Source organism: Kushneria sp. AK178, from assembly GCF_053903105.1.
Genome location: NZ_CP096381.1, coordinates 1,956,990 through 1,982,683, shown reverse-complemented (window position 1 = coordinate 1,982,683; position 25,694 = coordinate 1,956,990). Strand labels below are relative to the sequence as shown.

General features: G+C 59.8%; 26 protein-coding genes. 11 read left to right on the top strand and 15 right to left on the bottom strand.

What is annotated here, in order from left to right:
- Window positions 1-46: 46 nt before the first annotated feature.
- The 9 genes from flgE (M1D97_RS08940) to flgL all read left to right on the top strand — a co-directional run bounded on the left by flgE (M1D97_RS08940) (window position 47) and on the right by flgL (window position 10,179).
- Window positions 47-1,264: a flagellar hook protein FlgE gene (flgE, locus tag M1D97_RS08940; RefSeq protein ID WP_456267397.1), complete on the top strand. Its 1,218-nt coding sequence runs from the start codon at window positions 47-49 to the stop codon at window positions 1,262-1,264.
- Between the two features lie 200 nt (window positions 1,265-1,464).
- Entirely contained in the window at window positions 1,465-2,688 is a 1,224-nt protein-coding gene (flgE, locus tag M1D97_RS08935; protein ID WP_456267396.1) for a flagellar hook protein FlgE, read from the top strand.
- Window positions 2,689-2,897: 209 nt separating this feature from the next.
- Complete coding sequence (gene flgF / locus M1D97_RS08930) at window positions 2,898-3,644, top strand: flagellar basal-body rod protein FlgF (RefSeq protein ID WP_456267395.1); 747 nt, start codon at window positions 2,898-2,900, stop codon at window positions 3,642-3,644.
- Window positions 3,645-3,716: 72 nt separating this feature from the next.
- Window positions 3,717-4,499 carry a flagellar basal-body rod protein FlgG gene (gene flgG, locus M1D97_RS08925; protein WP_456267394.1) on the top strand — a complete coding sequence of 261 codons (783 nt, stop codon included), beginning with the start codon at window positions 3,717-3,719 and terminating at the stop codon, window positions 4,497-4,499.
- Between the two features lie 45 nt (window positions 4,500-4,544).
- Window positions 4,545-5,222 (top strand): flagellar basal body L-ring protein FlgH, encoded by a 678-nt coding sequence (locus tag M1D97_RS08920; protein WP_456267393.1) that lies wholly within the window; start codon window positions 4,545-4,547, stop codon window positions 5,220-5,222.
- A 17-nt stretch (window positions 5,223-5,239) separates the two neighbouring features.
- Entirely contained in the window at window positions 5,240-6,370 is a 1,131-nt protein-coding gene (locus tag M1D97_RS08915; protein ID WP_456267392.1) for a flagellar basal body P-ring protein FlgI, read from the top strand.
- Entirely contained in the window at window positions 6,370-7,503 is a 1,134-nt protein-coding gene (gene flgJ / locus M1D97_RS08910) for a flagellar assembly peptidoglycan hydrolase FlgJ (protein ID WP_456267391.1), read from the top strand. Before M1D97_RS08915 ends, flgJ begins: the two co-directional genes overlap by 1 nt.
- Before the next feature lie 97 nt (window positions 7,504-7,600).
- Window positions 7,601-9,223, top strand: coding sequence for a flagellar hook-associated protein FlgK (flgK, locus tag M1D97_RS08905; RefSeq protein WP_456267390.1), 1,623 nt, complete (start codon window positions 7,601-7,603; stop codon window positions 9,221-9,223).
- Window positions 9,224-9,237: 14 nt separating this feature from the next.
- The gene (gene flgL, locus M1D97_RS08900; RefSeq protein ID WP_456267389.1) at window positions 9,238-10,179 is read left to right on the top strand and encodes a flagellar hook-associated protein FlgL; all 942 of its coding nucleotides are present in this window, start codon (window positions 9,238-9,240) and stop codon (window positions 10,177-10,179) included.
- Window positions 10,180-10,303: 124 nt separating this feature from the next.
- On the opposite strand, the gene fliR is transcribed toward flgL, so the two are convergent.
- From fliR to fliF, 13 genes are all read right to left on the bottom strand, one after another.
- Window positions 10,304-11,086, bottom strand: a complete 783-nt coding sequence (gene fliR / locus M1D97_RS08895) for a flagellar biosynthetic protein FliR (protein WP_456267388.1) — start codon at window positions 11,084-11,086, stop codon at window positions 10,304-10,306.
- Window positions 11,087-11,098: 12 nt separating this feature from the next.
- On the bottom strand, window positions 11,099-11,368 hold the full coding sequence (gene fliQ / locus M1D97_RS08890; protein WP_456267387.1) for a flagellar biosynthesis protein FliQ: 270 nt from the start codon (window positions 11,366-11,368) through the stop codon (window positions 11,099-11,101).
- A 70-nt stretch (window positions 11,369-11,438) separates the two neighbouring features.
- Window positions 11,439-12,140, bottom strand: a complete 702-nt coding sequence (fliP, locus tag M1D97_RS08885) for a flagellar type III secretion system pore protein FliP (protein WP_456267386.1) — start codon at window positions 12,138-12,140, stop codon at window positions 11,439-11,441.
- Between the two features lie 77 nt (window positions 12,141-12,217).
- Window positions 12,218-12,772: a flagellar biosynthetic protein FliO gene (fliO, locus tag M1D97_RS08880; RefSeq protein WP_456267385.1), complete on the bottom strand. Its 555-nt coding sequence runs from the start codon at window positions 12,770-12,772 to the stop codon at window positions 12,218-12,220.
- 46 nt (window positions 12,773-12,818) lie between these two features.
- Complete coding sequence (gene fliN, locus M1D97_RS08875; RefSeq protein WP_456267384.1) at window positions 12,819-13,340, bottom strand: flagellar motor switch protein FliN; 522 nt, start codon at window positions 13,338-13,340, stop codon at window positions 12,819-12,821.
- On the bottom strand, window positions 13,333-14,340 hold the full coding sequence (fliM, locus tag M1D97_RS08870) for a flagellar motor switch protein FliM (RefSeq protein WP_456267383.1): 1,008 nt from the start codon (window positions 14,338-14,340) through the stop codon (window positions 13,333-13,335). The genes fliN and fliM overlap by 8 nt, the downstream gene beginning before the upstream one ends.
- A gap of 6 nt (window positions 14,341-14,346) precedes the next feature.
- Window positions 14,347-14,841, bottom strand: coding sequence for a flagellar basal body-associated protein FliL (gene fliL, locus M1D97_RS08865; protein ID WP_456267382.1), 495 nt, complete (start codon window positions 14,839-14,841; stop codon window positions 14,347-14,349).
- 258 nt (window positions 14,842-15,099) lie between these two features.
- Window positions 15,100-16,566, bottom strand: coding sequence for a flagellar hook-length control protein FliK (locus M1D97_RS08860; protein WP_456267381.1), 1,467 nt, complete (start codon window positions 16,564-16,566; stop codon window positions 15,100-15,102).
- A 30-nt stretch (window positions 16,567-16,596) separates the two neighbouring features.
- On the bottom strand, window positions 16,597-17,043 hold the full coding sequence (gene fliJ, locus M1D97_RS08855; protein ID WP_456267380.1) for a flagellar export protein FliJ: 447 nt from the start codon (window positions 17,041-17,043) through the stop codon (window positions 16,597-16,599).
- Between the two features lie 62 nt (window positions 17,044-17,105).
- Window positions 17,106-18,482 (bottom strand): flagellar protein export ATPase FliI, encoded by a 1,377-nt coding sequence (fliI, locus tag M1D97_RS08850; RefSeq protein ID WP_456267379.1) that lies wholly within the window; start codon window positions 18,480-18,482, stop codon window positions 17,106-17,108.
- A 27-nt stretch (window positions 18,483-18,509) separates the two neighbouring features.
- Window positions 18,510-19,202, bottom strand: coding sequence for a flagellar assembly protein FliH (locus M1D97_RS08845; protein ID WP_456267378.1), 693 nt, complete (start codon window positions 19,200-19,202; stop codon window positions 18,510-18,512).
- Complete coding sequence (fliG, locus tag M1D97_RS08840; protein WP_456267377.1) at window positions 19,195-20,199, bottom strand: flagellar motor switch protein FliG; 1,005 nt, start codon at window positions 20,197-20,199, stop codon at window positions 19,195-19,197. The genes M1D97_RS08845 and fliG overlap by 8 nt, the downstream gene beginning before the upstream one ends.
- Window positions 20,186-21,922 (bottom strand): flagellar basal-body MS-ring/collar protein FliF, encoded by a 1,737-nt coding sequence (gene fliF, locus M1D97_RS08835; RefSeq protein WP_456267376.1) that lies wholly within the window; start codon window positions 21,920-21,922, stop codon window positions 20,186-20,188. Before fliF ends, fliG begins: the two co-directional genes overlap by 14 nt.
- Window positions 21,923-22,188: 266 nt before the next feature.
- Between fliF and fliE the strand changes: the two genes are divergently transcribed.
- The gene (gene fliE, locus M1D97_RS08830; RefSeq protein ID WP_456267375.1) at window positions 22,189-22,512 is read left to right on the top strand and encodes a flagellar hook-basal body complex protein FliE; all 324 of its coding nucleotides are present in this window, start codon (window positions 22,189-22,191) and stop codon (window positions 22,510-22,512) included.
- 118 nt (window positions 22,513-22,630) lie between these two features.
- Here fliE and M1D97_RS08825 read toward each other — a convergent pair whose 3' ends face one another.
- On the bottom strand, window positions 22,631-22,969 hold the full coding sequence (locus tag M1D97_RS08825; protein WP_456267374.1) for a flagellar protein FlaG: 339 nt from the start codon (window positions 22,967-22,969) through the stop codon (window positions 22,631-22,633).
- Between the two features lie 572 nt (window positions 22,970-23,541).
- On the opposite strand from M1D97_RS08825, the gene M1D97_RS08820 reads away from it, so the two are divergent.
- Window positions 23,542-24,438: an ATP-grasp fold amidoligase family protein gene (locus M1D97_RS08820; protein ID WP_456267373.1), complete on the top strand. Its 897-nt coding sequence runs from the start codon at window positions 23,542-23,544 to the stop codon at window positions 24,436-24,438.
- A gap of 30 nt (window positions 24,439-24,468) precedes the next feature.
- Here M1D97_RS08820 and M1D97_RS08815 read toward each other — a convergent pair whose 3' ends face one another.
- Window positions 24,469-25,629, bottom strand: a complete 1,161-nt coding sequence (locus tag M1D97_RS08815; protein WP_456270200.1) for a GGDEF domain-containing protein — start codon at window positions 25,627-25,629, stop codon at window positions 24,469-24,471.
- Between the last annotated feature and the right edge of the window lie 65 nt (window positions 25,630-25,694).

The window sequence follows — 25,694 nt, the reverse complement described above, 5'->3', positions numbered from 1 at the left end:
CCACCCGGCACCGCCGGCAAGACGATTTCAAAACAGAGGATGAACCATGGCTTTTACACAGGGCGTCAGTGGCCTTAACGCAGCTTCCCGTCAGCTCGATACCATCGGCCACAACATTGCCAACTCGCAGACCGTCGGCTACAAGAAAAGCCGTACCGAGTTTGCCGATCTCTACGCCGGCGCCAAGGCGGGTCTGGGAGTGCAGGTCTCCGGTGTCACCCAGGGGTTCTCCCAGGGCGCACTGGAAACCACCGACCGTGAGCTTGATCTGGCCATCGATGGTGGTGGTTTTTTCCGTCTGACCGACGGTCAGCAGACCACCTATTCGCGCAACGGCCAGTTCCAGATGGATGCCAACGGCTATCTGACCAACAACACTGGCGGCCGGCTGACGGGCTATCCGGTCGATGATCCGACCTCTGCCAATCCCACCGTGCTGGCCGGCGCCCAGCCGGTCGCGCTGCAGGTGCCGCAGGGTGATCTGGACGCCAGTGCCACCACCGGTGGCAACATGACCTTCAACCTGGATTCGACCGATACGGCCAAGGTGGATGCCAACGGTGATCCAATCGCCTTTGATGCCACAGATCCCAAAAGCTACAACTGGCAGACGTCGCTGACGACCTATGATTCGCAGGGTAATGCCCAGCAGGTCAACATGTACTTTGTCAAATCGGCGGCCAACAATAATGAATGGACCGTCCATGCTCGTAGCAATGGTGAGGACGTCGGCACATCAAATCTGACATTCAATGAAAATGGCAAGATCATTGGCGGTGACACGCTCGAGTTGACCATCGATCCGCAGAACGGGGCCAATGTGATTAATGCCGACATTGATCTTGCCGGTGTCACTCAGAACAGCGGCAACTTCGTGGTCAAGGCCGCCAACCAGGATGGCTATGCCGCGGGCAGTCTGACCGGCATCTCGATTGCCGAAAATGGCAACGTAATGGGTAACTATTCCAACAGTCAGAGCCGTGCGCTGGGTCGCGTGGCGCTGGCCAGCTTTGCCAACGAGCAGGGCCTGAAATCGGATGGCAACAATGCCTGGCTGGCGTCCACCGATTCCGGTCAGGAGCTTTTGGGCAGCGCCGGCACCGGCCAGTTGGGTTCCCTGCTGTCGGGTGCGCTTGAAAGCTCCAACGTTGATCAGGCTTCGGAGCTTGTCAGCATGATCGTGGCGCAGCGCAACTACCAGGCCAACGCGCAGACCATCAAGACCCAGGATCAGATCCTGCAGACCATGGTCACCATGCGTTAACGGACTGCGGTTTCCCTTGATAGTCGTTGTTGTCAGAAGGCAACCGGTCCTGTGCCGGTTGCTTTCCAGTATCAAACAGGTGATAGGCCACCCTCTGCATCCGTTGACGGGCTGAGTCGCCTCCCGGGATTCGCCACTGCGATAGCCAGATCGCCATGGCGACAGGTCTCTAACATCAGTTTTTTTGATTAGAGGTTTACATGGCGTTTACGCAGGGTGTCAGTGGCCTTAATGCAGCATCCAGACAGCTGGATACCATCGGCCATAATATTGCCAACTCACAAACCGTCGGTTACAAGAAAAGCCGTACCGAGTTTGCCGACCTTTATGCCGGTGCCAGGGCAGGTCTGGGGGTACAGGTCTCCGGGGTGACGCAAGGGTTTTCCCAGGGGGCCCTGGAGACTACCGACCGAAATCTGGACCTGGCCATCGACGGCGGTGGCTTCTTCCGTCTGACCGACGGCCGGCAAACCAGCTATTCGCGCAACGGCCAGTTCCAGATGGATGCCAGCGGCTTTCTGGTTAACAACACCGGCAGCCGTTTGACCGGCTACCCGGTGGACGATCCCGCGTCTACCAATCCGACGGTGCTGGCCGGCGCCCGACCGGTGGCGCTACAGGTACCGCAGGGTGATCTGGACGCCAGCGCCACCACCGGTGGCAGCATGACCTTTAATCTGGATTCTTCAGCCGAGGCCATAAGAGGCAATGATGGCCAGCGGATCTTCATCGATCCCGCGGACTCCAAAACCTACAACTGGCAAACCTCCCTGACGATGTATGATTCCCAGGGCAATGATCATCAGCTGAATCTCTATTTCCAGAAAGGGGCGGATAACGGCTGGAGCATTGCCGGTTATTCAGAGGGTCGTTACGTCACCGGAAATTTTGTCACCTTTGACAATAACGGCAGGATCCGGCCCAACGGTGCAGGTGAAGCCGCGCTTGACATCGGATTCGACCCTCGCAACGGAGCGTCTCCGATTGATGCCAAAATTGACATCAGCAATGTGACCCAGAACAGCGGCAATTTTGTGGTCAAGGCCGCCGGCCAGAACGGCTATGCCGCGGGTAGCCTGACCGGGATTTCGATTGCCGATAACGGCGATGTGCGGGGCAACTATTCCAACAACCAGAGTCGTGCGCTGGGCCGCGTAGCGCTTGCCAGCTTTGCCAACGAGCAGGGCCTCCGACCGGATGGCAATAACGCCTGGCTTGCATCCACTGATTCCGGCCAGGAGCTTTTGGGCAGCGCCGGTACAGGGCAGCTGGGTTCGCTGCTGTCGGGCGCGCTTGAAAGCTCCAACGTCGATCAGGCCTCGGAGCTTGTCAGCATGATCGTGGCGCAGCGCAACTACCAGGCCAATGCGCAGACCATCAAGACACAGGATCAGATCCTGCAGACCATGGTCACCATGCGGTAATCCCTTCCACGCAGTGACAAGGACCGGCCCCGGGGCCGGTCCTTTTTTGGTCGCCACAATAGCAGCTGACGAAATGCGACCTTTCTCGTGCCTTTCTTGTGACTTTGAGAAGACGTCTTTGCGTGTTTACTAGGCGTCACAAAGGGCGGGCCTTCGGTTACACCCCAAACGCCGGCCGCGATACTTCCTCAAGCTTTTCGGAGCGGGTCATGGACAGAATCATCTATACCGCCATGTCGGGCGCCAAACAGAGTCTGGAGCGGCAGTCGGCCGTTGCCAACAACATGGCCAACGTCTCGACCAACGGTTTTCGCGCCGAGCTTAGTGCCGCTCGTGCAGTACCGGTCAACGGTGCAGGCTACGCCACGCGCGCCATTACGGCAGACTCCACCCCGGGGACCGATTTTACGCCGGGCTCCTTTACCACCACGGGCCGTTCGCTGGATGTGGCCATCAACGGTGACGGGTGGCTGGCGGTGCAGGCCGGTAACGGTGACACGGCCTATACCCGCAACGGCGCACTGCAGGTCGATCCAACGGGACTTTTGATGTCGCAGGGTCGGCCGGTCATGGGCGAGGACGGCCCCATCATCCTGCCGCTCAATGCCGAAGTCTCGATTGCCGGTGACGGCACCATCTCTGCCCGCGAGCCCGGCACCCAGGTGCAGGCCGAGGTCGGGCGGCTGATGCTGGCCAGCAATCCCGATGGTCGTATGGCCCGTCGCGATGACGGTCTGTTCGGGGCCTGGAACGCGCAGGGTGCCCCCATGAATGCCCTGCAACGCGATGAAGAGGTTCAGGTCGTCAGCGGCACGCTTGAAGGCAGCAACGTCAACCCGACCGAAGCCATGGTTGCCATGATCGATACGGCCCGTCGCTTTGAAATGAACATGAAAGTGCTTTCGACCGCCGATGAAAACGACCAGCGCGCCAACTCGCTGCTCTCGATGAATTGATGGCGCCGGGCCATCCCGACACTGAACAGACACATGATGTCACCGGGCAACGCCCGATGAATGGAGAAAACGATGATCAACGCCCTCTGGATTGCCAAGACCGGTCTTGATGCCCAGCAGACCAACATGGACGTCATTTCCAATAACCTGGCCAACGTCTCGACCAACGGCTTCAAGCGCTCGCGCGCGGTGTTCGAGGATCTGCTCTATCAGAACCTGCGTCAGCCCGGGTCCATGTCCTCGGTACAGACCAATCTGCCTTCCGGGCTCCAGATTGGTACCGGTGTCAGGGCCGTGGCCACCGAACGACTGCATACCCAGGGCAACCTGGAGCAGACCGGCAACACCAAGGATGTCGCGATTCGTGGCGATGGGTTCTTTGCCGTACAAATGCCCGACGGCACCAACTCCTTCACCCGTGATGGCGCCTTCCAGGTCAATCAGGACGGGCAGCTGGTCACGGCCAACGGCTTTCCGGTTGATCCGGGCATCGTGATTCCGCCCAACGCGCTGTCGGTGTCGATCGCCAACGATGGCATGGTCTCCGTGACCGTTCCCGGCGATGCGGCCAGCCAGCCGGTCGGCCAGCTGCAGTTGACCACCTTTATCAATCCCACCGGCCTGGAAAGCATCGGCGACAACCTCTATCGCGAGACTGACGCTTCGGGGCCACGCAATGACAGCATCCCCGGCAACAATGGCGCCGGTACGCTTTATCAGGGCTTCGTGGAGACCTCCAACGTCAATGTGGTGGAGGAGATGGTCAACATGATCGAGACGCAGCGCTCCTATGAAATCAACTCCAAGGCCGTGTCGACCGTCGATCAGATGCTGGGTCGTCTGACCCAGCTCTGACAGGGGATATTGATGCACGCGTGCAGGGGTAACCGGGGGTCAATGATGCGATATGTGTCTGTGTGGAAGCTGTTTCTGGTGGTCTGCATGGCCATGACGATGGTGGCCTGTGCCCAGATACCGCGGCAAAACGTGGTCGAGGGGCCGACGACGGCGCCGCCTCAGCTTCCGCCCATGCCGGTCGCCAACGGCTCGATCTATCAGAGCAATTACACGCGTCCCCTGTTCGAGGACCGCCGTCCCCGCGGCGTGGGTGACATTCTGACCATTGTCATCAACGAAAACGTCAGCGCGACCAAAAGCTCCGCGGCCAACGCCAGCCGTAACGGCTCGGCCACGCTGGGCGTCGAGGCCACGCCCCGGGTGATCGGCGGGCTGCTGGACGATCAGACGACCAGCCTTTCCGGGGGCAATACCTTCCAGGGGCAGGGTGGGGCCAATGCGTCCAACACCTTTACCGGCACCATTACGACCACGGTCATGAATGTGCTGCCCAACGGCAACCTGCAGGTGGCCGGCGAGAAGCGTATCGGCATCAACCAGGGCACCGAGTACATCCGTTTTTCCGGGACCGTCAACCCGCGCAATATCACCGGGCTCAACACCGTGCCCTCTACCCAGGTGGCCGACGCCCGGCTGGAATATTACGGCGACGGCTATATCAACGAAGCGCAGACCATGGGCTGGCTGCAGCGCTTTTTCCTCAACATCTCACCGTTCTGATCGAGCAGGAGCCTTTGATGATGTCGATGATGAAATCCGTTTTCCGGCGCCATGCCATGTTGCTGCTGGGGTGCTGGGCCCTGATCGGTATGGTCTGTCAGGCTCAGGCCGCACGCCTGGGCGATATCGCCACCTTCGAGGGCGTGCGCTCCAACCCGCTGGTGGGCTATGGCCTGGTGGTGGGACTGGATAATACCGGCGATCAGACCATGCAGGCGCCCTTCACCGGGCAGTCGGTGACCAACATGCTCTCCGAGCTGGGCATTACGGTCCCGGCCGGCACCAACATGCAGCTCAAGAACGTGGCCGCCGTCATGGTCACGGCCGAACTGCCGCCCTTTTCGAGTCCGGGCCAGAAGCTGGACATCACTGTCTCCTCGGTCGGCAATGCGCGCAGTATCCGGGGCGGTACGCTGCTCATGACGCCGCTCAAGGGGGCCGATGGTCAGATCTACGCGTTGGCGCAGGGCAACGTGGTTATCCCCGGCATCAGTGCCGAGGCTGGCGGCAGCAGTGTTCAGGTCAACCAGACCTCGTCGGGCCGCATCCCGGCCGGCGCCATCATTGAGCGCACCGTACCTGCCCGGCTGGCCGAGCAGGGTCGCATCAACCTTGAGCTCAAGGATGCCGATTTCAACACGGCCCTGCGCACCATGAACGCCATCAACAATGCCATGGGGGATGGCGTTGCGGTGGCGCAGAATTCGCGGGTGATTTCACTGGCGGCGCCGATGGACAGCGCCTCGAAGGTCTCCTTTCTGGCTCGGGTGCAAAACATTGATGTCGATCCCGGCGTGGTCTCGCCAAAGGTCATCATGAACGCGCGTACCGGGTCGGTGGCGATGAACACCCGCGTGACGCTCAGCCGCGCCGCGATCGCTCATGGCAATCTGTCGATTACCATCGATTCCAACCCGATAATCAGCCAACCGAATGCGCTGTCGGGCGGGCAGACTGCCGTGGTACCCAATGCCGATATCAATGTTCAGGAGGAGTCGGGTGCGCTGAATATCGTCAGCGGCGAGGCCGACCTGAGCCAGGTGGTGGATGCCCTCAATCGTCTGGGCGCAACGCCCAACGACCTGATGGCCATCCTGCAGGCGCTGAAATCGGCCGGGGCGCTCAACGCGGATCTGGAGATCATCTGATGGCAATGGACAGTCGGGGAAGTCTGGCGCTCGATGTACAGGGGCTTTCAAAACTCAAGTACAGCGCACGCGACAATCCTCAGGAGAGTCTCAAGGAAACCTCGCAGCAGTTCGAAGCGCTGTTTCTGCAAAAGATGCTGAAAAGCATGCGCGATGCCATGCCCAAAAGCGATCTGCTCAGAAGCGACAGCATGGACACCTACACCCAGATGCTGGATCAGCAGTGGGCGCAGGATCTCTCCGAACAGGGCATCGGACTGTCTGACATGATGGTCAAGCAGCTGTCGAAAGGCGGCAGCGCTCAACCGGACAGCCCGTCCCCCAACAGTTCGCTGGAAACGCTTCGCTCGCAGTCCCGCAACATCGCCTCGGCAATGGCCGTTCCGCTGAGCGATGAACAGATGAAGCGCAACGCCGAGATCGAGGCAGGGAGCAGGGCGTCCAGGCCCGCCGAGCAACAGCGTGGGCCATTGATCGAGGGTTACGCCTCGCTGGACAAGGGGCTTCAGGGACGCGACGAGCATCAGAAGGTGATGGCGGATGTTGCTCCGCATGTCTCTTCATTCGTGTCGAAGATGGGCTCTGCGGCGCGTGCGGTCAGCGATCGTACCGGGATTCCGCACCAGCTGATTCTGGCGCAGGCCGCGCTTGAAACCGGCTGGGGTGCGAAGGAAATTCGCACCGGTGATGGCCAGGCCAGCCACAACCTTTTCAACATCAAGGCGACCGGCGGCTGGCAGGGCGAGCGGGCCAGCGTCATGACCACGGAATTCGAGGCGGGGACGGCACGCAAGGAGCGCGCCGCCTTCCGCGTCTATGACTCCTATGAAGCGGCATTTTCCGACTATGCACGGCTTCTGACCGATAATCCGCGCTACCAGCCGGTACTGGATGCGCAAACGCCCGAGGCCGCCGCTCATGCCCTGCAGGAATGCGGCTATGCGACCGACCCGCGCTATGGCGAAAAGCTGGTGGCCATCATGGCGCAGATGCCGAATGACAACGCCGGTGCTCCCGGGTCGCTGTATGCCTCACGCTCGCAGGGGCGGCAGGAAAACGATTTGTCGGCTGTTGCACAGCGACGGGCCGCCATGGCCTATGCGCTTGAAAACGAGGCCAGCAGAATTTTCTGATTTATCGACGTTATGGCGCGTTTTGCTAAAAGTTTTCGGCCACAGGCCGATAGTACATGACAGATAACACCCTTAAGGGCGCGTGCGAGGAAATACCATGTCCGGTTCACTGATGGGGTCAGCGCTGAGCGGGCTGCGAGCAGCTCAAATCGGCCTGAATACGACAAGCAACAACGTGGCCAACGTGAATACCGAAGGCTACAACCGCCAGATTGCCGGGCTTGCCGAGTCGAAGGGAACCAGCGCCGGCGGCCTGTTTTCCGGTAGCGGCGTGAGCGTAACCGGCGTACAGCGCCAGTATGAACAGTATCTCAGCACGCAGCTCAATGAGGCCAACAGCGAGCTGGGTGCCAGCCAATCGCATCTCAAGCAGATCTCCCAGATCGATAACCTGTTGGGCGATGGCGATGCCGGTCTCAACAAGCAGATGCAGAATTTTTTCGCCGGCATGCAGACCATGGCCAACAGTCCCGCCGATACATCGGCACGTCAGGCCCTGCTGGGCAATGCCGAAAGCATGACCGCGCAGTTTCGTGCCACCGACAGCTATCTGAAAAACATGTCGGACAACACCGTGGCGCAGATGGGAGGCGTGGTCGATGAGATCAACAGCTATTCAAAACAGATTGCCACACTCAATACCCAGATCAGCCAGACCCAGGCCCGGACCGGGGCGCCGCCCAACGACATGCTGGATCAGCGGGATCTGGCGGTTGCGAAGCTCAGCGAACTGACCGGTATCTCGGTGGTCGATCAGGACGGCCAGTACACGGTATCGCTATCGAGCGGACAGCCACTGGTGGCCGGCAAGCAGGTACAGTCGCTGGAAATGACCGCCTCGGAAGATGACCCGACCCGTCAGGTGGTGGCCCTCAGGGCCAGTGACGGCAACCTGTTCGAACTGGATGAAAGCCGGATGACCGGCGGCACGCTGGGCGGGCTTTCGCAGTTTCGCAGCCAGTCGCTGGAGCCTACCCAGCTGCGTATCGACCAGATGGCCCATACGCTGGGCAGTAGTATCAACGATCTGCAGACCAGCGGTTTTGATCTGGATGGTGATGCCGGCAAGGCCTTTTTCACGGCCGGCACCCCTGCCGTGGTGGCCAGTAGTGCCAACAGTGGCGATGGTGTGCCGTCGGTATCGTTTACAGACGATGTGTCGAAGGTGGCGGCCAGCAACTACAAGCTGACAGTAACCAACGATGGTTACTCATTGACGCGCACGGACAGTGGGAAGTCGGTGGATGCTTCAGAGGCTGGTCTCGAGATCAACCTTCCGGAAGGGCTTGCCAGTGGCGATAGCTTTGTCATCAAGCCGCTGGACAATGCAGCCGGCCAGTTGAAGGTCAGCAGTGACATGACGCCGGAAGGCATCGCTGCGCGTGGCAGCCGTGACGAGGGCGTGCGTGGCAACAGCAATGCGCTGGCCATGGCCAACATTCAGAATGAAAAGCTGATCAACGGCAGCACCAGCCTGAATACGGCCTATTCGTCGATGGTCAGTGATGTGGGCAACAAGACGGCCACGCTCAAGAGCAGCAATGACGCCCAGACCCAGATTTCCCAGGAGCTCAAGAGCGCGCAGCAGTCGGTGTCGGGGGTCAATATCGATGAAGAGGCGGCCAACATGCTCAAGTATCAGCAGCTTTACAGTGCCAGCGCGCAGATGATCAAGGCTTCTTCGGAAATGTTCAATACGCTGATCGGCATCATGCGCTAAGGGAGAAACATTAGATGCGTATTAGTACTTCAATGATGTTCGAGCGCAGCCAGAATGCGATGCAGGGGCGCCAGAGCGATCTGTCGAAGGTGGGTGAGCAGATGGCCAACGGCAAGCGTATTGGCTCGCCTTCCGATGATCCACGTGCTGCGTCGCAGGCGCTGATCGTCAAGCAGGATCAGGCCGTTCAGGAGCAGTACAAGGACAGCCGGGTGACGGCAACCAACACGCTCTCCCTTCAGGAAAATACCCTGAACAGCGTGTCGGACCTGCTGACCAGCGCCAAGGGGCTGATCGTCAAGGCCGGTAATGGCACCTACACCGACAGTGATCGTGCCTCGGTCGCCACCGAACTTGAAGGCCTCTATAACCAGATGGTGGGGCTCGCCAACACAAAAGACAGCAGCGGTCAGTACATGTTTTCGGGGTCACAGGGTGATGTAAAGCCCTTTGAAACAGGCGCCGATGGCAATATCGAGACCTATGCCGGCGACAATCGACCTCTGGATATTCAGGTTGATGCGTCGCGGAGCATGAACGTGAATGCCGCCGGCTCGGAAGTTTTCAGGGTACCTGACACCAGGGCAGGAGATGGCGAAAGTGATCTCTTCACGGTATTCGAAACGGCCATCGAGACGCTCAGAACTCCGCAGACCGCGGAGAATCAGGACGAGCTGAGCTCGACGCTGGACCGAATGAATCGCCAGATCGATAGCGGCAGCGACAATGTTCTGGCCGTGCGTTCCGCAATCGGCAGCAAGCTCAACGAGCTGGATGTACTGGATGACATCGGAATGACCCGTAGTATCAGCAACCAGACAGCTATCTCTGATCTGGAAGATCTGGATTACGCTGAAGCCATCTCCCGCTATACGCTGGGACAGATCGGGCTCGAGGCCTCTCAGAAGATGTTTACACAGACACAGCAGACGTCTTTGTTCAACCTGATTCGCTGACCGCGGTTACAGCGTTCTATAAAACCCCATGTCGTTACCGGCATGGGGTTTTTTATGGGCGTGACGGGTAGCCTTGAGACCTTGTTCAGGCGCGCAGCGCTTGAAACACGGTCACTGTCGCCGCTTAGTAGAACAGCTCAGTGACGCTGACCATCTGGTTGAGGGCGCTTTCAAACATGCGCTGAAAGACCACCCCCAGTTCCGGTGTCATGAAGGTAAGCAGCGTCACGCCGGTGGTCAGGGTGATGGGAAAGCCCACCGAGAAGACCGAAAACTGCGGTGAGGCACGGTTGAGAATGCCCATCGAGATATTGATGATCAAAAGGGCCGTCAGCACCGGCAGTGCCATGAGGAAGCCGGCCGAGAAAATGTAGCTGCCCCAGCGGGCGATCGCCTCGAAACCGGCCGGTTCAAGCCCCATCCGGCCGATGGGTAAACGGGTAAAGGTCTCGATCAGAAGTCGGATCATGATGGTATGGCCGTTAAGGGCCATGAACATGAGGATGGCGATCATGTTGAGAAAGCGCGCCAGCACCGTGGTCGTGCCCTGCGCCTCGGGCGAATAAAACGAGGCGAAGGAAAGGCCCATCTGCAGGGCGATATAGTCGCCGGCGGCCTGAACGGCGGCAAACACCAGACGCATGACCAGCCCCAGGGCGGCGCCGATAATGAACTGCTGGACCACAATCATGAGACCTGTCCATGAGGTGGGAGGTACCTCTGGCATGGGCGGCAGTACGGGGGCCACGATGATGGTCAGGGCGAAGGCAAGCCCCACCTTGGCAGGGCGGGGCACGGCATTTTCGCCAAAGATGGGAGCGACGCCGATAAACGCCAGAATCCTGACAAAGGGCCAGAAAAAGGCCGTCAGCCAGGCGTCAAGCTGGGCGGAAGTAATCTCCAGCAAGGCAGGGGCCCTCTAGCCGATCATGCCGGGGATATTATTGAACAGCTCCCGGGTGAAGTCGGACAGCGTTCCCAGCATCCAGGAACCGCCAATGATCAATGTCGTAAAGACCGCCAGAATCTTGGGGATAAAGGACAGCGTCATTTCATTGATCTGGGTGGCCGCCTGGAAAAGACTGACCAGCAGGCCGACCGTCAGGGCCACCAGTAGCAGCGGCGCTGCGATCATGAGAGTCAGCATCATGCCGCGATAGGCCAGACTCATTACCATTTCCGGTGTCATGGAGCCACTCCTTGAAGTCGAGATACGACGAGGCCATCGCCCCGGGAACATCCAGCCGCCATTGTCATGGCTACATGTAGAAACTCTGCGCCAGAGATCCCATCAACAGCCCCCAGCCATCAACCAGCACAAACAGCATCAGCTTGAAGGGCAGCGACACGATGGCCGGCGGCACCATCATCATCCCCAGGGCCATCAGAACACTGGCCACGACCAGATCGACAATCAAAAAGGGAATAAAGATCGTAAACCCGATCTGAAAGGCGGTTTTCAGCTCGCTGGTGACAAAGGAGGGCAGCAAAAGACGCATGGGGACGTCTTCCGGCCCCTCCATGGCCGGCATGTTGGCAATATTGGCAAACATGGCGATATCGCTTTCGCGCGTCTGGTGCAGCATGAATTCCCGCAGCGGCTGGCTGCCGATTTCGATGGCCTGCGGCATGCCGATATTGCCTTCCGACAGCGGCTGCCAGGCCGTTTCGTAGATCTGCTCGAACACCGGTGACATGACAAAAAAGGTCAGAAACAGCGCCAGACCGATCAGCACCTGGTTGGGCGGTGAGGACTGGGTTCCCAGAGCGCTGCGCAAAAGCCCCAGCACGATGATGATGCGGGTAAATCCTGTCATCATCAAAAGTGCTGCCGGCAAAAAGGCCATCGAGCTCAAAAGTACCAGCGTCTCGATCGAGAGGCTCCAGGACTGGCCCCCACCGTCCATGGGCTGACTGGTCATGGCCGGGAACTCGGCCGAGGCGTGGACTGGCAGTGACATCAGTACTGCCAGCAATGCCAGAAGCCCTGGCAGGCATTGGCGGGTCCAGTGAGGCAGACGAAGCGGGGCAAAATGAGTCATGGACGCCTATCAAAGCGCTGGGCCAGCGCACGCTTGAAACTGTCGGAAAAGGAGAGGCGAGAAGAAGCGGCCCGATCGGCCGGGTCGCCGTTACCCGATGACTCCCGGGGTTTCGCCGGCATCTCGTGAAGTCGGTTGATGCTGTTGGGCGTAACGCCCAGTACCAGCCAGGTGTCATCCACTTCGATCACCACGACGCGCTCGCGCGCGCCGACGCTCTGACTGGCCACGACTGGAAGCGACTGTCCGTTAAGACGCCGCCCCGGCCCCAGGCGCTTCATGATTGCCCCAAGCCCCCAGATCAATAGCAGCACCAGGGCCAGCCCCAGCGCTGTCTTGCCCAGACCCGCCATGCCCAGGCCGGAGTCCTGGGCGAGTGACGGTGTCGATGAAGAGGCCGCCGGCGCGATGGCGACATGCGCCGTGCCGATACGGTAAGCACCTGCCAGCGCGCCGACATCAAGTGGGCCGTCGACAAAGTGCCTGTAGGGTTCCGCGGGGGCGGAGGCAGTGGCCTCGCGCGTGTGGCTGTCGGTCATGGGATGACTCATGTCGTTTCATTCAAAAGACACGACTTAGCACGAGCGAGGCGCGCCTTCAACGATTAAGCTTATGAATACGCTCGGAAGGCGTAATGATGTCGGTAATACGGATGCCGTACTTGTCCTCCACCACCACAACCTCACCCTGAGCGATCAGGTAGCCATTGATCAGGATATTCATGGGCTCGCCGGCCAGACCGTCGAGCTCCACAACCGACCCCTTGGCCAGATCGAGCAGTTCGCGGATGGTCATGCGGGTCCGGCCAAGCTCTACCGACAGCGTGACCGGAATCTCCATGATGACATCCAGCTCGCGTGACTGGCCGTTGGCATCGGTGCCCGACAGGGGCGGGAAGATCCGGTCGCTGGCAGACTCCGCGGTCGCTGCTGTCGGCGCTGCGGTCGAGGTGTCCTCGAGCTCATGTTCCGGCGTCTCGCCGGTTTCGGCAAAGGCCGCACCCCAGTCGATATCATCCTCATCGGTGCCGGCGCCCTGCTCCTGCATGGCACTGGCCCAGTCCTCGGGCATCTCGTCAAACTTGTCGTTGGGTGAATCCGGATTCTTGGGATCAGTCATGATGCGTATTCCTGTGGGCATCGATGGGACGATGGTCGATCAATCTTTTAACGCGCAGACCCTTCTGGCCATTGAGGCTGCCGTAGTCGCAGGCCATGACCGGGACACCGTCAACGCGCACGTTGATGTCCTGAGGCAGATCGATGGGCAATACATCACCTACCGACAGCTTCGAGATTTTGCTCAGGGTGGTTTCGATCGTTGTGAAGTCCGCGACCAGCTCCACGCTCGAGGATTTCACCTCACCGGCAAGACGCTGCATCCTTTCGCGGTCCTCTTCCGGGTCGTTGCGCTGCAGCGGGCCGGACAGCGTCTCGCGAATGGGTTCGATCATCGAGTAGGGCATGCAGATATGAAAATCGCTGCCAAAGGCCCCGACCTCGACATGAAAGGTGGTGTTGACCACCAGTTCATTGGCGCTGTTGGTGATGTTGGTGAATTTTACCTGCATCTCCGAGCGCTGGTACTCAAGCTCCACCGGGTAGATGGCCTGCCAGCCCTCGGCATAGCTCTCCAGCGTCAGGTTCAGAAGACGCTGAATGATGCGCTGCTCCGTGTGGGTAAACTCCCGACCTTCGGATTTGGTCAGAAAGCGCCCGTCGCCGCCAAAAAGGCTGTCCACCACCAGAAACACCAGGTTGGGTGGAAACACGATCAGCGCATTGCCCTTGAGGGGCTTGATGGCAATCATGTTGATGTTGGCCGGTACCGGTAGATTGCGTGTGAAATCGCTGTACTTCTGAATCTTGACCGGGCCTACCGTGACATCTGCTGACCGTCTGATCAGGTTGAACAGCGCCATGCGAAAGCGACGGCCAAAGCGCTCGTGAATAATGTCGAGCGACTGCAGCCGGCCGCGTACCACACGCTGCTGGTTGGCTGGATCGAAAGGGCGAATACGCTTGGTGCCGACGTCCCCGGAACGCGTCTCTTCTTCCTCGCCACTCACCCCTTTGAGTAGCGCGTCGATCTCTTCCTGGGACAGCATTTCATCTGCCATGGGGACCTACTGAACGATGAAGTCGGTGAACAGGGCATCGCTTACCGCGACGCTGCTTGTATCGCCATTGAACGGCTGCTCGAAGGCGCCGATCAAAGAGCGGGCCAGGGCCTGCTTGCCGGCCGATGTGGTCAGCTGATCCCCCTGCTGGCCGGTCAATACCATCAGAATACGATTGCGCACTTCCGGCATCTGCGCCTTGAGCGTGCTGGCGGCTTCTTCGCCTTCTGCCTTGAGGGTAATGCCCACGTAGAGAATGCGGCCGGTGCCATCATTGAGGTTCACGGTAAAGGGCTTGAGCTCGACAAATACCGGGACGGGGGCCGGCTCGCTCTGAACGCTCTCCTGGGCCGTCCCGGCCGCGGCGGTGTCATCCTTGAGGAAAAACCAGGCGCCGGCGGCACACGCCATGCCGACCAGAATGACCAGCAGCGCGACGATGACCCAGAGAAGTTTTTTATTGCCGGCCTTGGCCGGTGGCGTTGCGGTAGATGTCGTCATGGCGTCAGATCAATCCATCAGGGTTGAGAACACTAATTCGTGAGTCCGTAACATCATGTGTCATGGTGTGTTCGGGTTGATGCCATGGTACGGGCTGGCGCACCAAACGATGGATCAAATAGCGCGGTCTCATGGGGTTATCTCGGCGTTTTGACCGACGGGCAGCCCTTTGCACGACACGTTTTAGAAAACAAAAGGGCCGCGCCGATGACCATCGACGCGGCCCTTGAGAAGCGCGTTTTCAGCGCTCGGGGACGATCAGGCAAACAGATCGATACCGCCATTGAGTGCCCGCCCGATCGGCGTGGTAATCGAGATCACATCGCTGTCGGCTTCGGCGCTGATACCGGGCATCGTGCCTGAAGCATCATGGGCGGCGAGGGCACCGGGTGTACGTTCCTGCTGCTGCTGAAACCCGCCCTGCTGGAAGCTGCCCTGGTCGCTGACGGAGGTCTGGCCCAGCTCGATACCGCTGGCGCTGAAGGCATCCCGCAGCTGAGGCAGGGCGGCTTCAACGGCGGCGCGTACCTGAGCATGATGCGAGGCAATATGCAGCTGCGCGCTCTGTTCGCCCATCTTCAGTGAAATGGACAGCGGACCCAGTTCGAGCGGATTCATGTTCAACCGGGCTTCACCGCCACCCTTCATGCTGAGACTGATGGTCTGACGCTCCAGTGCCGAGCTCCACTGATCGCTGTCCATGGCGGGCAGGGTCGCCGTGGTGACGGCCTGGGCGGCGTTGGGTGTCATCGGACTGGCGGTGGTCTGCCCCGTCAGTGCCGAGAGGGCATTCAGCGGGCTATCGCTGGTCGAAGAGGCACCGGTGCGGGCATCGGCCATGGCTGCAGCTCCGGTTCCGCCTGCCCGGAACAGGGGTCCTTCACGCTGTTGCAGTAGATCGCCGAACAGCCGATCACTTCTGCCAATGTCCTGGTTATCGCCACCCTTCAGGGTTCTTGATGCGGTCTCAAACGCTTCAGCGTTACGGCCGCGCAATCCCTGCTCGAGCATGGCGCCACGAGCGGGCATGGCGCCTTCACGACCGGTGGACGCTTTCTGTCCCGGCGATGCCTGCATCAAAAATCCGGTATCCATCAGGGCGTAAAGGGGGCTTTTGTCCTCTGTCGGCTCGCTGTCGGCCAGGCGTTTACCCTTGTCTCCGAGTGCGTCGGTTTCGGCATCGCTACGGCGAGCCATCTGCCGGTCCATCCCCGCCAGCCTGTTGCCGCCACGCTCGGTGCTCAGCGCTTCAAGCGGCTGGCGGCCACCGGCCAGCGCAGCGAGTCCGGCCCGGCGGGTATCGTCAGTCGATGTCTGCTCGCTCAGCGGCGTACGAGGTCGATCGCCCTGCTGCAGCGACGTCTCCCCGCGCGATTCACGGCCGTCGAGGCGACTGTTCTGGAAGCGTTCCTGCGTACCGGAGAGCGCCCGGTGTGCATTGTCGGCCTGCAGGGGGAGACGCTCATTGGCGTGACTGGCCTCACCACCTGCCTTCAGGGCCGAGCGCTTGTCCTCGGAGTCGGCGTCTTTGGCATGTGTTTGTTGCCGGGACGTCGCCGATGCGCGTGTCTCGGTAGCGGTTGCCGAAGTGCCGGCGTCGTTCTGGCGGCGCGCTCTGGTATCGCTTAACAGGGCGCCGAAGCCGTTGTCACCATCACTGCTGCTTTTGGTGCTGGTGCTGGCAGAGCCCTGAGTGGTGGGCTGGACATTGACTGGCGTCAGCATGCGTCATGTTTCCTGACAGAAAAAACGTGGTTAGAACCCGCCCAGTGCGGAGACGGCCCGGCTGGCATATTCATCACTCTGGCGCTGTTCGAGCTTGTTCATGCGATGCTCCGCTTCCTGGCGGCGTCGGTTGATCAGGACGTCGTAGGAGTTCACGCGCTTTTGCTGTTGCTGCCAGTTTGTCATGCCGCGCGCGATACGCCCCTGGTGCTGGTCGACCTGCTGGCGTTGATGGTCGATGGCGCGGTCGAGCGACGACAAAAAACGCTGATAGTTCTGGATGGCGGCCATGGTCAGGCCACGCTGCATGGCCTGCTCGAAGCGACGCAGATAGTCGTTGCGGTAATCACTCAACATCTCGAGCTGTGTATGGCTCTGCTGATGCGCCGAGCGCAGCTGTCCCAGCAATTTGGCCGCCGCGTCGCGGTCGCCTTCGGCCAGCTCGATCAACATTTCAAGTGAGGAATGATTGGACATGGTCCCCTCGGGTATCGGTGACATTCAGCCGGATGGCCGCCTGGTATCCGCTGTGCCGGTCGCTAGGCGTGCAGAAGCGATTTGAGCCCTTCTACCGAGTGCTCGACATCGGCCCGTTCGCTCATGCGCTGCTGCAAAAAGGCTTCGAGCTCCGGGTAGAGCCTGATGGCTTCATCCAGCATCGGATCACTGCCTGCGGCGTAGGCACCCACGCTGATCAGATCACGGTTGCGCTGATAGCGTGACAACATCTGCTTAAAGTATTTGATGCACTCGAAATGTGGTTCGTCGATAAGCGCGGTCATTGCACGGCTTATTGATGCTTCGATATCGATGGCCGGGTAGTGGCCGGCTTCGGCCAGCTTTCGGGACAATACGATATGGCCGTCGAGAATGGCGCGTGCCGCATCGGCAATCGGGTCCTGCTGGTCATCGCCTTCGGTCAGTACGGTATAAAAGCCGGTGATCGAGCCCTTGCCCGGTGCGTCGTTGCCGGCGCGTTCAACCAGCGCGGGCAGCTTGGCAAAGACCGAGGGCGGGTAGCCCTTGGTCGCCGGCGGCTCGCCGATAGCCAGCGCAATTTCACGCTGGGCCATGGCGTAGCGGGTCAGGGAGTCCATGATCAGCAGCACATTCTTGCCGCGGTCGCGAAAATCCTCGGCCAGGCGGGTGGCGTAGGCCGCGCCCTGCAGACGCAGCAGCGGGGACATGTCGGCCGGGGCAGCAACGACCACGGCGCGGCGTTGGCCTTCGGGGCCCAGAATGTTTTCGATGAAATCCTTGACCTCACGGCCACGCTCGCCGATCAGCCCCACCACGATGACATCGGCCTGGGTATAGCGGGCCATCATGCCCAGCAGCACACTCTTGCCCACGCCGGAACCGGCAAACAGGCCCAGTCGCTGTCCACGGCCGACCGTGAGCAGGGCGTTGATGGCGCGCACGCCAACATCAAGGACTTCCTCGATGGGCGCGCGTTGCAGTGGGTTGAGCGTTGGCGCATTGAGCGAGACGTTGTCCGGCTCGGCCAGCGGGCCGCGACCATCCAGTACACGGCCACGCGCATCCACCACGCGCCCGAGCAGGGCATCACCTACCGGCAGTTGCTTGCTCTGGGACTGGCTGGCGCCGGGACGCGGGCTGGCCGGCCACACGCGCGCGCCTGGCACCAGGCCGGAGGTTTCGACCAGTGGCATCAAAAAGAGCTTGTCACCGGTAAAGCCGACCACTTCGGCTTCGGTCTCTCCCTGGCCATCGGCCAGTTCGACCATGCAGCTGCAGCCCAGCGGCAGACGCAGCCCGACCGCTTCCAGCACCAGCCCGGTGGCGCGGGTCAGCCGGCCGCGCTCGCGATTGGCGGGAAGCTTCTGGACACGGCGGGTCGCGGTGTCCAGCGTGCGTTTCCACTGGCTGAGCATGGCATCACTGTTCAATGACATGAGCGCTGACTCCTGTCCCGGGGGCCATCAATGCTTGCCATGACCGACGGCGTGACGCAGCCGTTCCCATCGATCATCGCGCGTGGCATCAATTTCGAGTTGATCGGTTTCCAGCCGGCAGTCACCGCGTGACAGCGACGGGTCGCTCTTGAGCTGCCAGCCGGCATCCCCCAGTAACGTGCTGAGCTGCTTCTGGACCATGGACAGATCATCGGGGTTCACACAGATCCGTGGTGACCCGCCCAGGGTCGGGTGTTCCATCATCAGCGCTTCGATATCGTCGAGAATATGCTCGGGGGCGAGCTCCAGTGACCGCCCGGCCAGCTGGCGACCGGTCTCCAGCGCCAGCTCGACCAGGCTGTAGGCGATATCGTCCCTGAGCCGGCCGGCCGCCGTATCAAAGGCGTTGACCATATCGGCCACCGGGGCGAGCGCCTCATGCAGGCGCGATTCCAGCTCGAGCTGATAGTCGTGACGCGCCTGCTCCCGGCCGGCTTCAAGCCCTGCGGCATAGCCGGCCTCGTGCCCTTCGCGCTGGCCCTGCTCGAAGCCTTCCCGCCGCGCCTTCTCGAAGGCTTCCCGACGCGCGTCGTCATCTTCCCGACGCTGGGGAATATTGTGCTTTTCCGCCTCGCGGGGGGAGGGCTGGCGCGTTTCACGCCGCTCCAGATTGCCCATCTCCCAGCGCTGCCACACGGCCCGGTCATTCGAATCAGACATAGGCGTCGTCGCCTCCGACCAGGGTTACTTCGCCGGCATCGGCCAGACGGCGCACCATCTGCAGGATGTTTTTCTGCTCGGCTTCGACCTGCGACAGTCGAATCGGTCCGCGCATCTGCATGTCTTCGCGCAGAAGTTCTGCCGCACGCGAGGACATGTTGGCGAGGAAGCGGTCGCGTACCGCTTCCGGGGCCCCCTTGAGGGCAATGACCAGAGAGTTGCTGTCGACATCCTGCAGGATGCGCTTGATGCTGCGGTCATCGACATCGGCCAGGTTGTCGAAGACAAACATCTCATCAAGAATCTGTTGTGCCAGCGAGTCGTCGTGGTGGCGCACGCTGTCGATGACGCTCTCTTCCTGAGTGCTGTTCATCAAATTGAGGATCTCGGCCGCCGTTCTCACGCCGCCCATCTTGCTGCGCTTGAGGTTCTGGCCATCCAGCAGGCCACTGAGTACTTCGGTCAGTTCCTGAAGGGCGGCCGGCTGGACACCACTGAAGGTGGCGATACGCAGCACCACATCATTGCGCAGTCCTTCATCAAAGAGCGACAGCACTTCAGAGGCCTGATGACGCTCCAGATGGACCATGATGGTGGCAATGATCTGCGGGTGTTCGTCGCGAATCATTTCGGAGACCACGCTGGGCTCCATCAGATTCAGCGCATCGATGCCGGAGTCGTTGTTGGTTTCGAAGATGTCCTCGAGCAGACTCGACGCCCGCTCCTCGCCCAGCGCCTTGACCAGTACCGAGCGGATATGATCGTCGGATTGCAGGTTGAGGCCGCCCAGCTCTTCGGCTTCGACCTCGAACTGCCGGAGCACTTCCATCAGACGCTCGGTGGTCAGCTGGCTCAGGCCGGCCATGGCCAGACCCACCTTTTGTACTTCACGCTGTGACATGTATTTGAAGATTTCGGCGGCCGAGTCATCGTCCAGTGCCATCATGAGAATGGCACTGCGCTCGATGCCTTCTTCACTGACTTCAGTCCTTGCCATTGATCCAGCCTCTGATAATCATCGCGACCATTCTGGGATCCTTCTGAGCCTGCTCGCGAACCGTGCTCAACAGGGTTTCATGTTCGATGCGCTGGCGACGCTTCTGCTTTTTCGCGATCTGCTCGGCAATGTCTTCTTCTTCTGTCGTCTCATCTTCTTCGTCCTCCCCGGCAGTCGCCAGCAGGGCGCCGTTGCTGGTACTGCTGCTGGCGTCGGCCGTGCTGCCTGCCGGTACCAGCAGGCTCTTTTGACGCTCTACCAGCGGCTTGAGCAGCTTGCGCCAGAGAATGAAGGCGACGATGGCGATGAGCAGATAACGACCCAGCGTTTTGGCCAGAGAAATGAGCTCGGGATTCTCATACCAGGCCAGTTCCGGTGACTGAGGTGTCGCCTGCTGACTGAAGGTGGCGTTGACCACTTCCAGCGAATCACCGCGCGTCTCGGAAAAGCCCATGCCTTCCCGGGCCAGACGCTGGATGCGATCCATCTCCTCTTCGGAGAGGGGGACCATTTCGGTCTGGCCGTCTTCGTCCGTCCGTTCGCGGTAGTTCACCACGACAGCCACCGACAGACGCTCTACCCGGCCGGTCTCTTCCTGCACATGGCGGATAAGACGATTGACTTCGTAATTGGTCGTGCTGCTGCGTGTGGTAGAGCGCGGTGGGGCAGGCGCCGCCACCGTATCGGCTTCTTCTTCACCTTCACCCTCTTCCTGATCGTCATCGTCAGTGTTTTCGACCGGCGAGGGGACGGTAGGCGCCGGCTGGTTGCTCAGCGCGCCGGGAACTCCGCCAGCACCGTTACTGCCGCTTTGTTCGCTTTCGCTGGACTGGATGCTGCGAACGCTGGCCTGGGCGGGGTCCTGATTGGGGTCATAGGTTTCCTGGGTATGTTCACCCACGGAAAAGTCGATATTGGCCGTGACCTGCGCGCGGACATTGTCGTGGCCCACGATGGTCGACAGCAGGGTTTCGATACGCTTTCGATAGTTTTCCTCGATCTGACCCGTGTACTTGAGCTGCGCATCGTTCAGGTTACGGCTGCCTTCACTACCGGACTGCGACAGCAGGTTGCCGCTCTGATCCACCACGGTGACCTGATTGACCGGTAGATTCGACACGCTGGCGGACACCAGATGGGTGATGGCGCTGACCTGTCCTTCGCTGACGGCCCGGTTGCGATAAAGGGTCAGAATGACCGAGGCCGACGGCTGACGACGGTCCCGGACAAAAACGGACTCCTGCGGCATGGCCAGGTGGACGCGCGCGCTCTGGACGGCATCGACGGATTCGATGGAGCGTGCCAGTTCGCCCTCCAGGGCACGCTGGTAGTTGACGTGCTCGGCAAACTGACTGATGCCGAAGGACTGACCATCCATCAGCTCAAAGCCGACACCGCCGCCCTTGGGCAGTCCTTCGCTGGCCAGTGCCATGCGGGTCTGCTCGACACGCTCGGCCGGGATGAGGATGGCCTGACCGCCCTCGGAGAAGCGATAGGGCACCTGCATCTGATCCAGCCGGGCGATGATGACGCCGCCGTCGCTGTCGCTCAGGTTGGAAAACAGCACGCGATAGTCGGGGGAGCGTGCCCACAGGAAAAGCACGACCAGAATCGCGATGGCAGCAGCGCCGGCCACAATGAGGGGCAGACGCGGATTGGCCTTGAGGCGATCCATCAATCCGGACAACTTCTGATCGGTGCCTTTTGTTGCTTGAGCACTCATCACATCGCCTCAGTGTTATTGGTGGTACGCGGGTTGAGCTCGATGGGCATCGGCGGACTCTTTATGCGCTGGGCGCCTGCAAACGGTGGCGCCCTATACCGGGAGTGGCGTCATTATTACGGTAAGTAACCAGATTGAAGGATCGAATAGCCGTGGTTTTTTTCACTATTTAGAACAATCGACAGGAACGGTTTGTCTTTAAGCTGCGCCACATTCGTTGACAAAAATTACTTTTAGTTACTTTCTCTCTCCGAGGAGTTACCGACATGTCAGTGGCAGCAGCGGGCCTTCAGGCCCTGGTTCAGCAGATGCAGGGTGTGGCGCAGCAGGCAGGCGGTCAGCACAACGCTGCGCAACAGGCAGGCGGGGTCAGTTTTGCAGGGGAGCTCAAGGGCGCCATCGATCGTATCGATGGCATGAAGCAGACTGCCGAAACCAAGGCCGCAGCGTTTTCACGTGGTGACAGCAACGTGGCACTCAACGACGTCATGGTCGACATGCAAAAGGCCAGTGTGGCCACGGAAATGGGTATTCAGGTACGCAACCGTGTTCTCAGCGCCTACCGCGAGATCATGAGCATGCAGGTGTAAGCATTGGCGTCACGTCGACTGCGTTCCTGCAGGACTCGACAAGTGTTGATAAAGCGCCCGAAAGAGCGCTTTTTGCGGTTTTCACCTTGCCATCACATGTTGTGCTTCCGGCGGCGGCTCAAGCAGTTGTCTGCAACAGCCGGCCCTGCTCGCGTGCCGCCAGGCGCGCCATGTGCAGCACTTCTTCACCGGGAATCTGACGGATCACGTCGCCACTGTCGCGATCGATCACGCGCGTCACGATCCGACCACTGTCGTCGTGAATATCAAATTCGATACCAATGACGGCGAACTCCCTGTTCAGCTGCGTTACAGCGCTTGCCAGCCCCGCGGTGATCGCCGTTTGGCTCATGGGCAGGGGCGATGAGACATCAGGCATAGAAGCGGCTGACAGGGCGCGGTTCAATGAGAGTGCGCCGGTAGCGCTGCGGGATACGGGATGTAGATCGATGGTCATGGAGGAGATCCCTTGCCGGGGTTGCTGTTGAAGGTGATCGATGTGATTTACAAAATTGTGCTGAAACGCCTTTATATAAAAACCGGCTGATGCAATAAATCACTAAAAAACATGAATTCGAATCTGACGATTCAGGAGGGGATACATGCGCCACACCACAACAACAAGATCGTTTCCTGACATTAATTTTCTTTAAAATGGTCCCTTCTGCACCGATAAAGCGAAAAAAAGCCAAAAAAAGGGGATTATCATGCTGCCTGGTGCTTGCCTGAAAAGGTCGCGTGATTCGGTTCCGATTCATGACATACTGTTTTCTGGTGAGCTCTGCCATCTCCAGGGGATAAGTTACAACCAGGGGGAATGCTCGCTGCAGCACACTTTCTTCAGGTTACTCGTTTTACCTTTTGCGTAGTCAAAGTTACTTAATGAAATATCAATTGACCTCGCAGGGGAAGGCAATGGCGGAACTACACGTGTTTTCAACCGCAAGTCAGCACGCCAAAGCGGAAATGCAGGGTTACAAGATAGATAACAAGCAGCTTCTTCCTCGAAAACGTCAGAACCTGCTGCGGATGATGCGAAGGAGCATCAGCCGCTGGATACCGGATCGCCTGTATATTGCCTATCGTTACCAGAAACGCTTTGGCGTCAGGCCCAATCTGGTCAATCCCCGGACCTTTAACGAAAAGATCTGCTATCGGCGCCTGCGTCCCGAGCCCATCTTTTCACCGCTGAGTGACAAGCTGCTGGTGCGCGATTACGTGCGTCAGAAAATCGGCAGTGACACCCTGCTGCCGCTCTATCCGATCTCCCAGCCCTTTACCCGGGAGGATTACGACCAGCTTCCCAACAGCTTTGTCCTCAAGGCCAATCATGGCTCCGGCTACAATCTGGTGGTGCGTAACAAGGCCGATTACAGCTATGAGCTGATGCGTGGTGTCAGCGATCACTGGCTGGCCAGCAACTTTTACCGTGACAGTCGGGAACTGCACTATCGCAGCATTACGCCGCGCCTGATGTGTGAAAAGCTGCTGCTGGACGAAAACAACAAGATCCCCAAGGACTACAAGTTTTACTGTTTCCGGGCCGAAGGTCAGGCGCCAAAGGTCTTTATCGAGGTGACCCATGATCGCTTCACCGATTTCCACGTCGATTACTACGATCAGGACTGGAATCTCGTGGATGTGGTTAACGAGCGCTACAACACCGGTTGTCCGATCGAGAAGCCGGCACAGCTGGATCGTGCCATGGCGCTGGCGCTCAAGCTGTCGGAAGGATTTGGCTTTGCCCGCGTCGATTTCTATCTGATGCGTGATGCGATCTACTTTGGTGAAATTACCTTTACCCCGACCGGCGGCATGAAAAACTTCCGTTCACCGGCGCATGATCGTGCCTGGGGGGAGCTGTTTGATCACCGACCGATGACGACAGATTTTGGTTATGAAGATATGGAAGGCAACCGCTACTGAGCGCATGGCGACCGGAGAGCCTGTCGGGTGTCAGCGATGGTGCCCGGCAGGTTCGTGCCAGTAACAGACCCGGTTGCGCCCTTCGCGCTTGGCGCGATAGAGCGCCTTGTCCGCCCGCTGGATCGCCTGGTTGATGGTGTCCGCGTGCGGGTCCACTTCGGCCACGCCGATGCTGATGGTAACGCCAAGAGGCTCACCGCCCACCCGAAAGGAGTGCGTCTCGGTCAGCGCTCTCAGGCGCTCGGCAAATGCTTCGGCGGCCTCGATATCGGTATCCGGCAATACCACCAGAAACTCCTCGCCGCCCCAACGCACCGCCAGATCATCGCGGCGCAGCGTACTTTTCAGACACTCGGTAAAGGTTTTCAACACCATATCGCCCCCCTCGTGCCCCAGCGAATCGTTGATACGCTTGAAATGATCCAGATCGCCAATCATGACGCTCATTGGCCCGGCATTGTGTTTCGAGAAGACTTTTTCATGAAGCATGCGCTTGATGCCACGCCGGTTGAAAAGCCCGGTCAGCGGGTCGGTGTCGGCCTGCTGTCTCAGCTTTAGATTGGCGCGTTCGCCGTTCATGGCGATAAAGCCGACATACACCAGGATACTGGTGACCTGGTCAAAGACCATCGACAGGTATGACGTTTTCGTGGACACCTGTGTCGGGGTAAACAGCAGCAGCACGACGACCAGCAGGAAGCTGGCACAGTAGCCTGCAAAGGCCACCGCCACGAGCAGCTGTGACCAGAGTGTCTCGCCCCTGGCCCTGATGATCTCGGTCACGACCAGTGCGGCCGCAAGCGCGGCGCAGATGAAAAACACCAGGGTCTGGGCGTGGGGGGACACATTGAACCCGGGGGCAGGAAGGCAGAGCAGCGACGGCAACATGATCAGTATCAGCATCGCGGGCCAGGGCAGATGGTGTCCGTAAAAGCGCCGTAGCCCGCTCCATGACAGCACCAGGCTTGTCATGTAAAAGGTAAAGAGCTGCGCGCTTTCCCAGACGGAAAGCTGCCCGTCGATGGGATTATTGAACAACACCAGCGTGCCCAGCAGGGAGGCGAGCGTCGCGCCGATCCAGTGCCACAGATAGCGTGCCTCGCACTGGCGCAGGGCCAGCACCAGAAACACGGCAAAATAGGCTCCACGGCTGACCGCGCTCGAGAAATGAAGTGTGCCGAGATCGAGCATCAAGGTGAATGATCCCCCTGCCAATATGCCGGTTTCCGGTAATCTGTCGTTTGGGCCGCACGGGT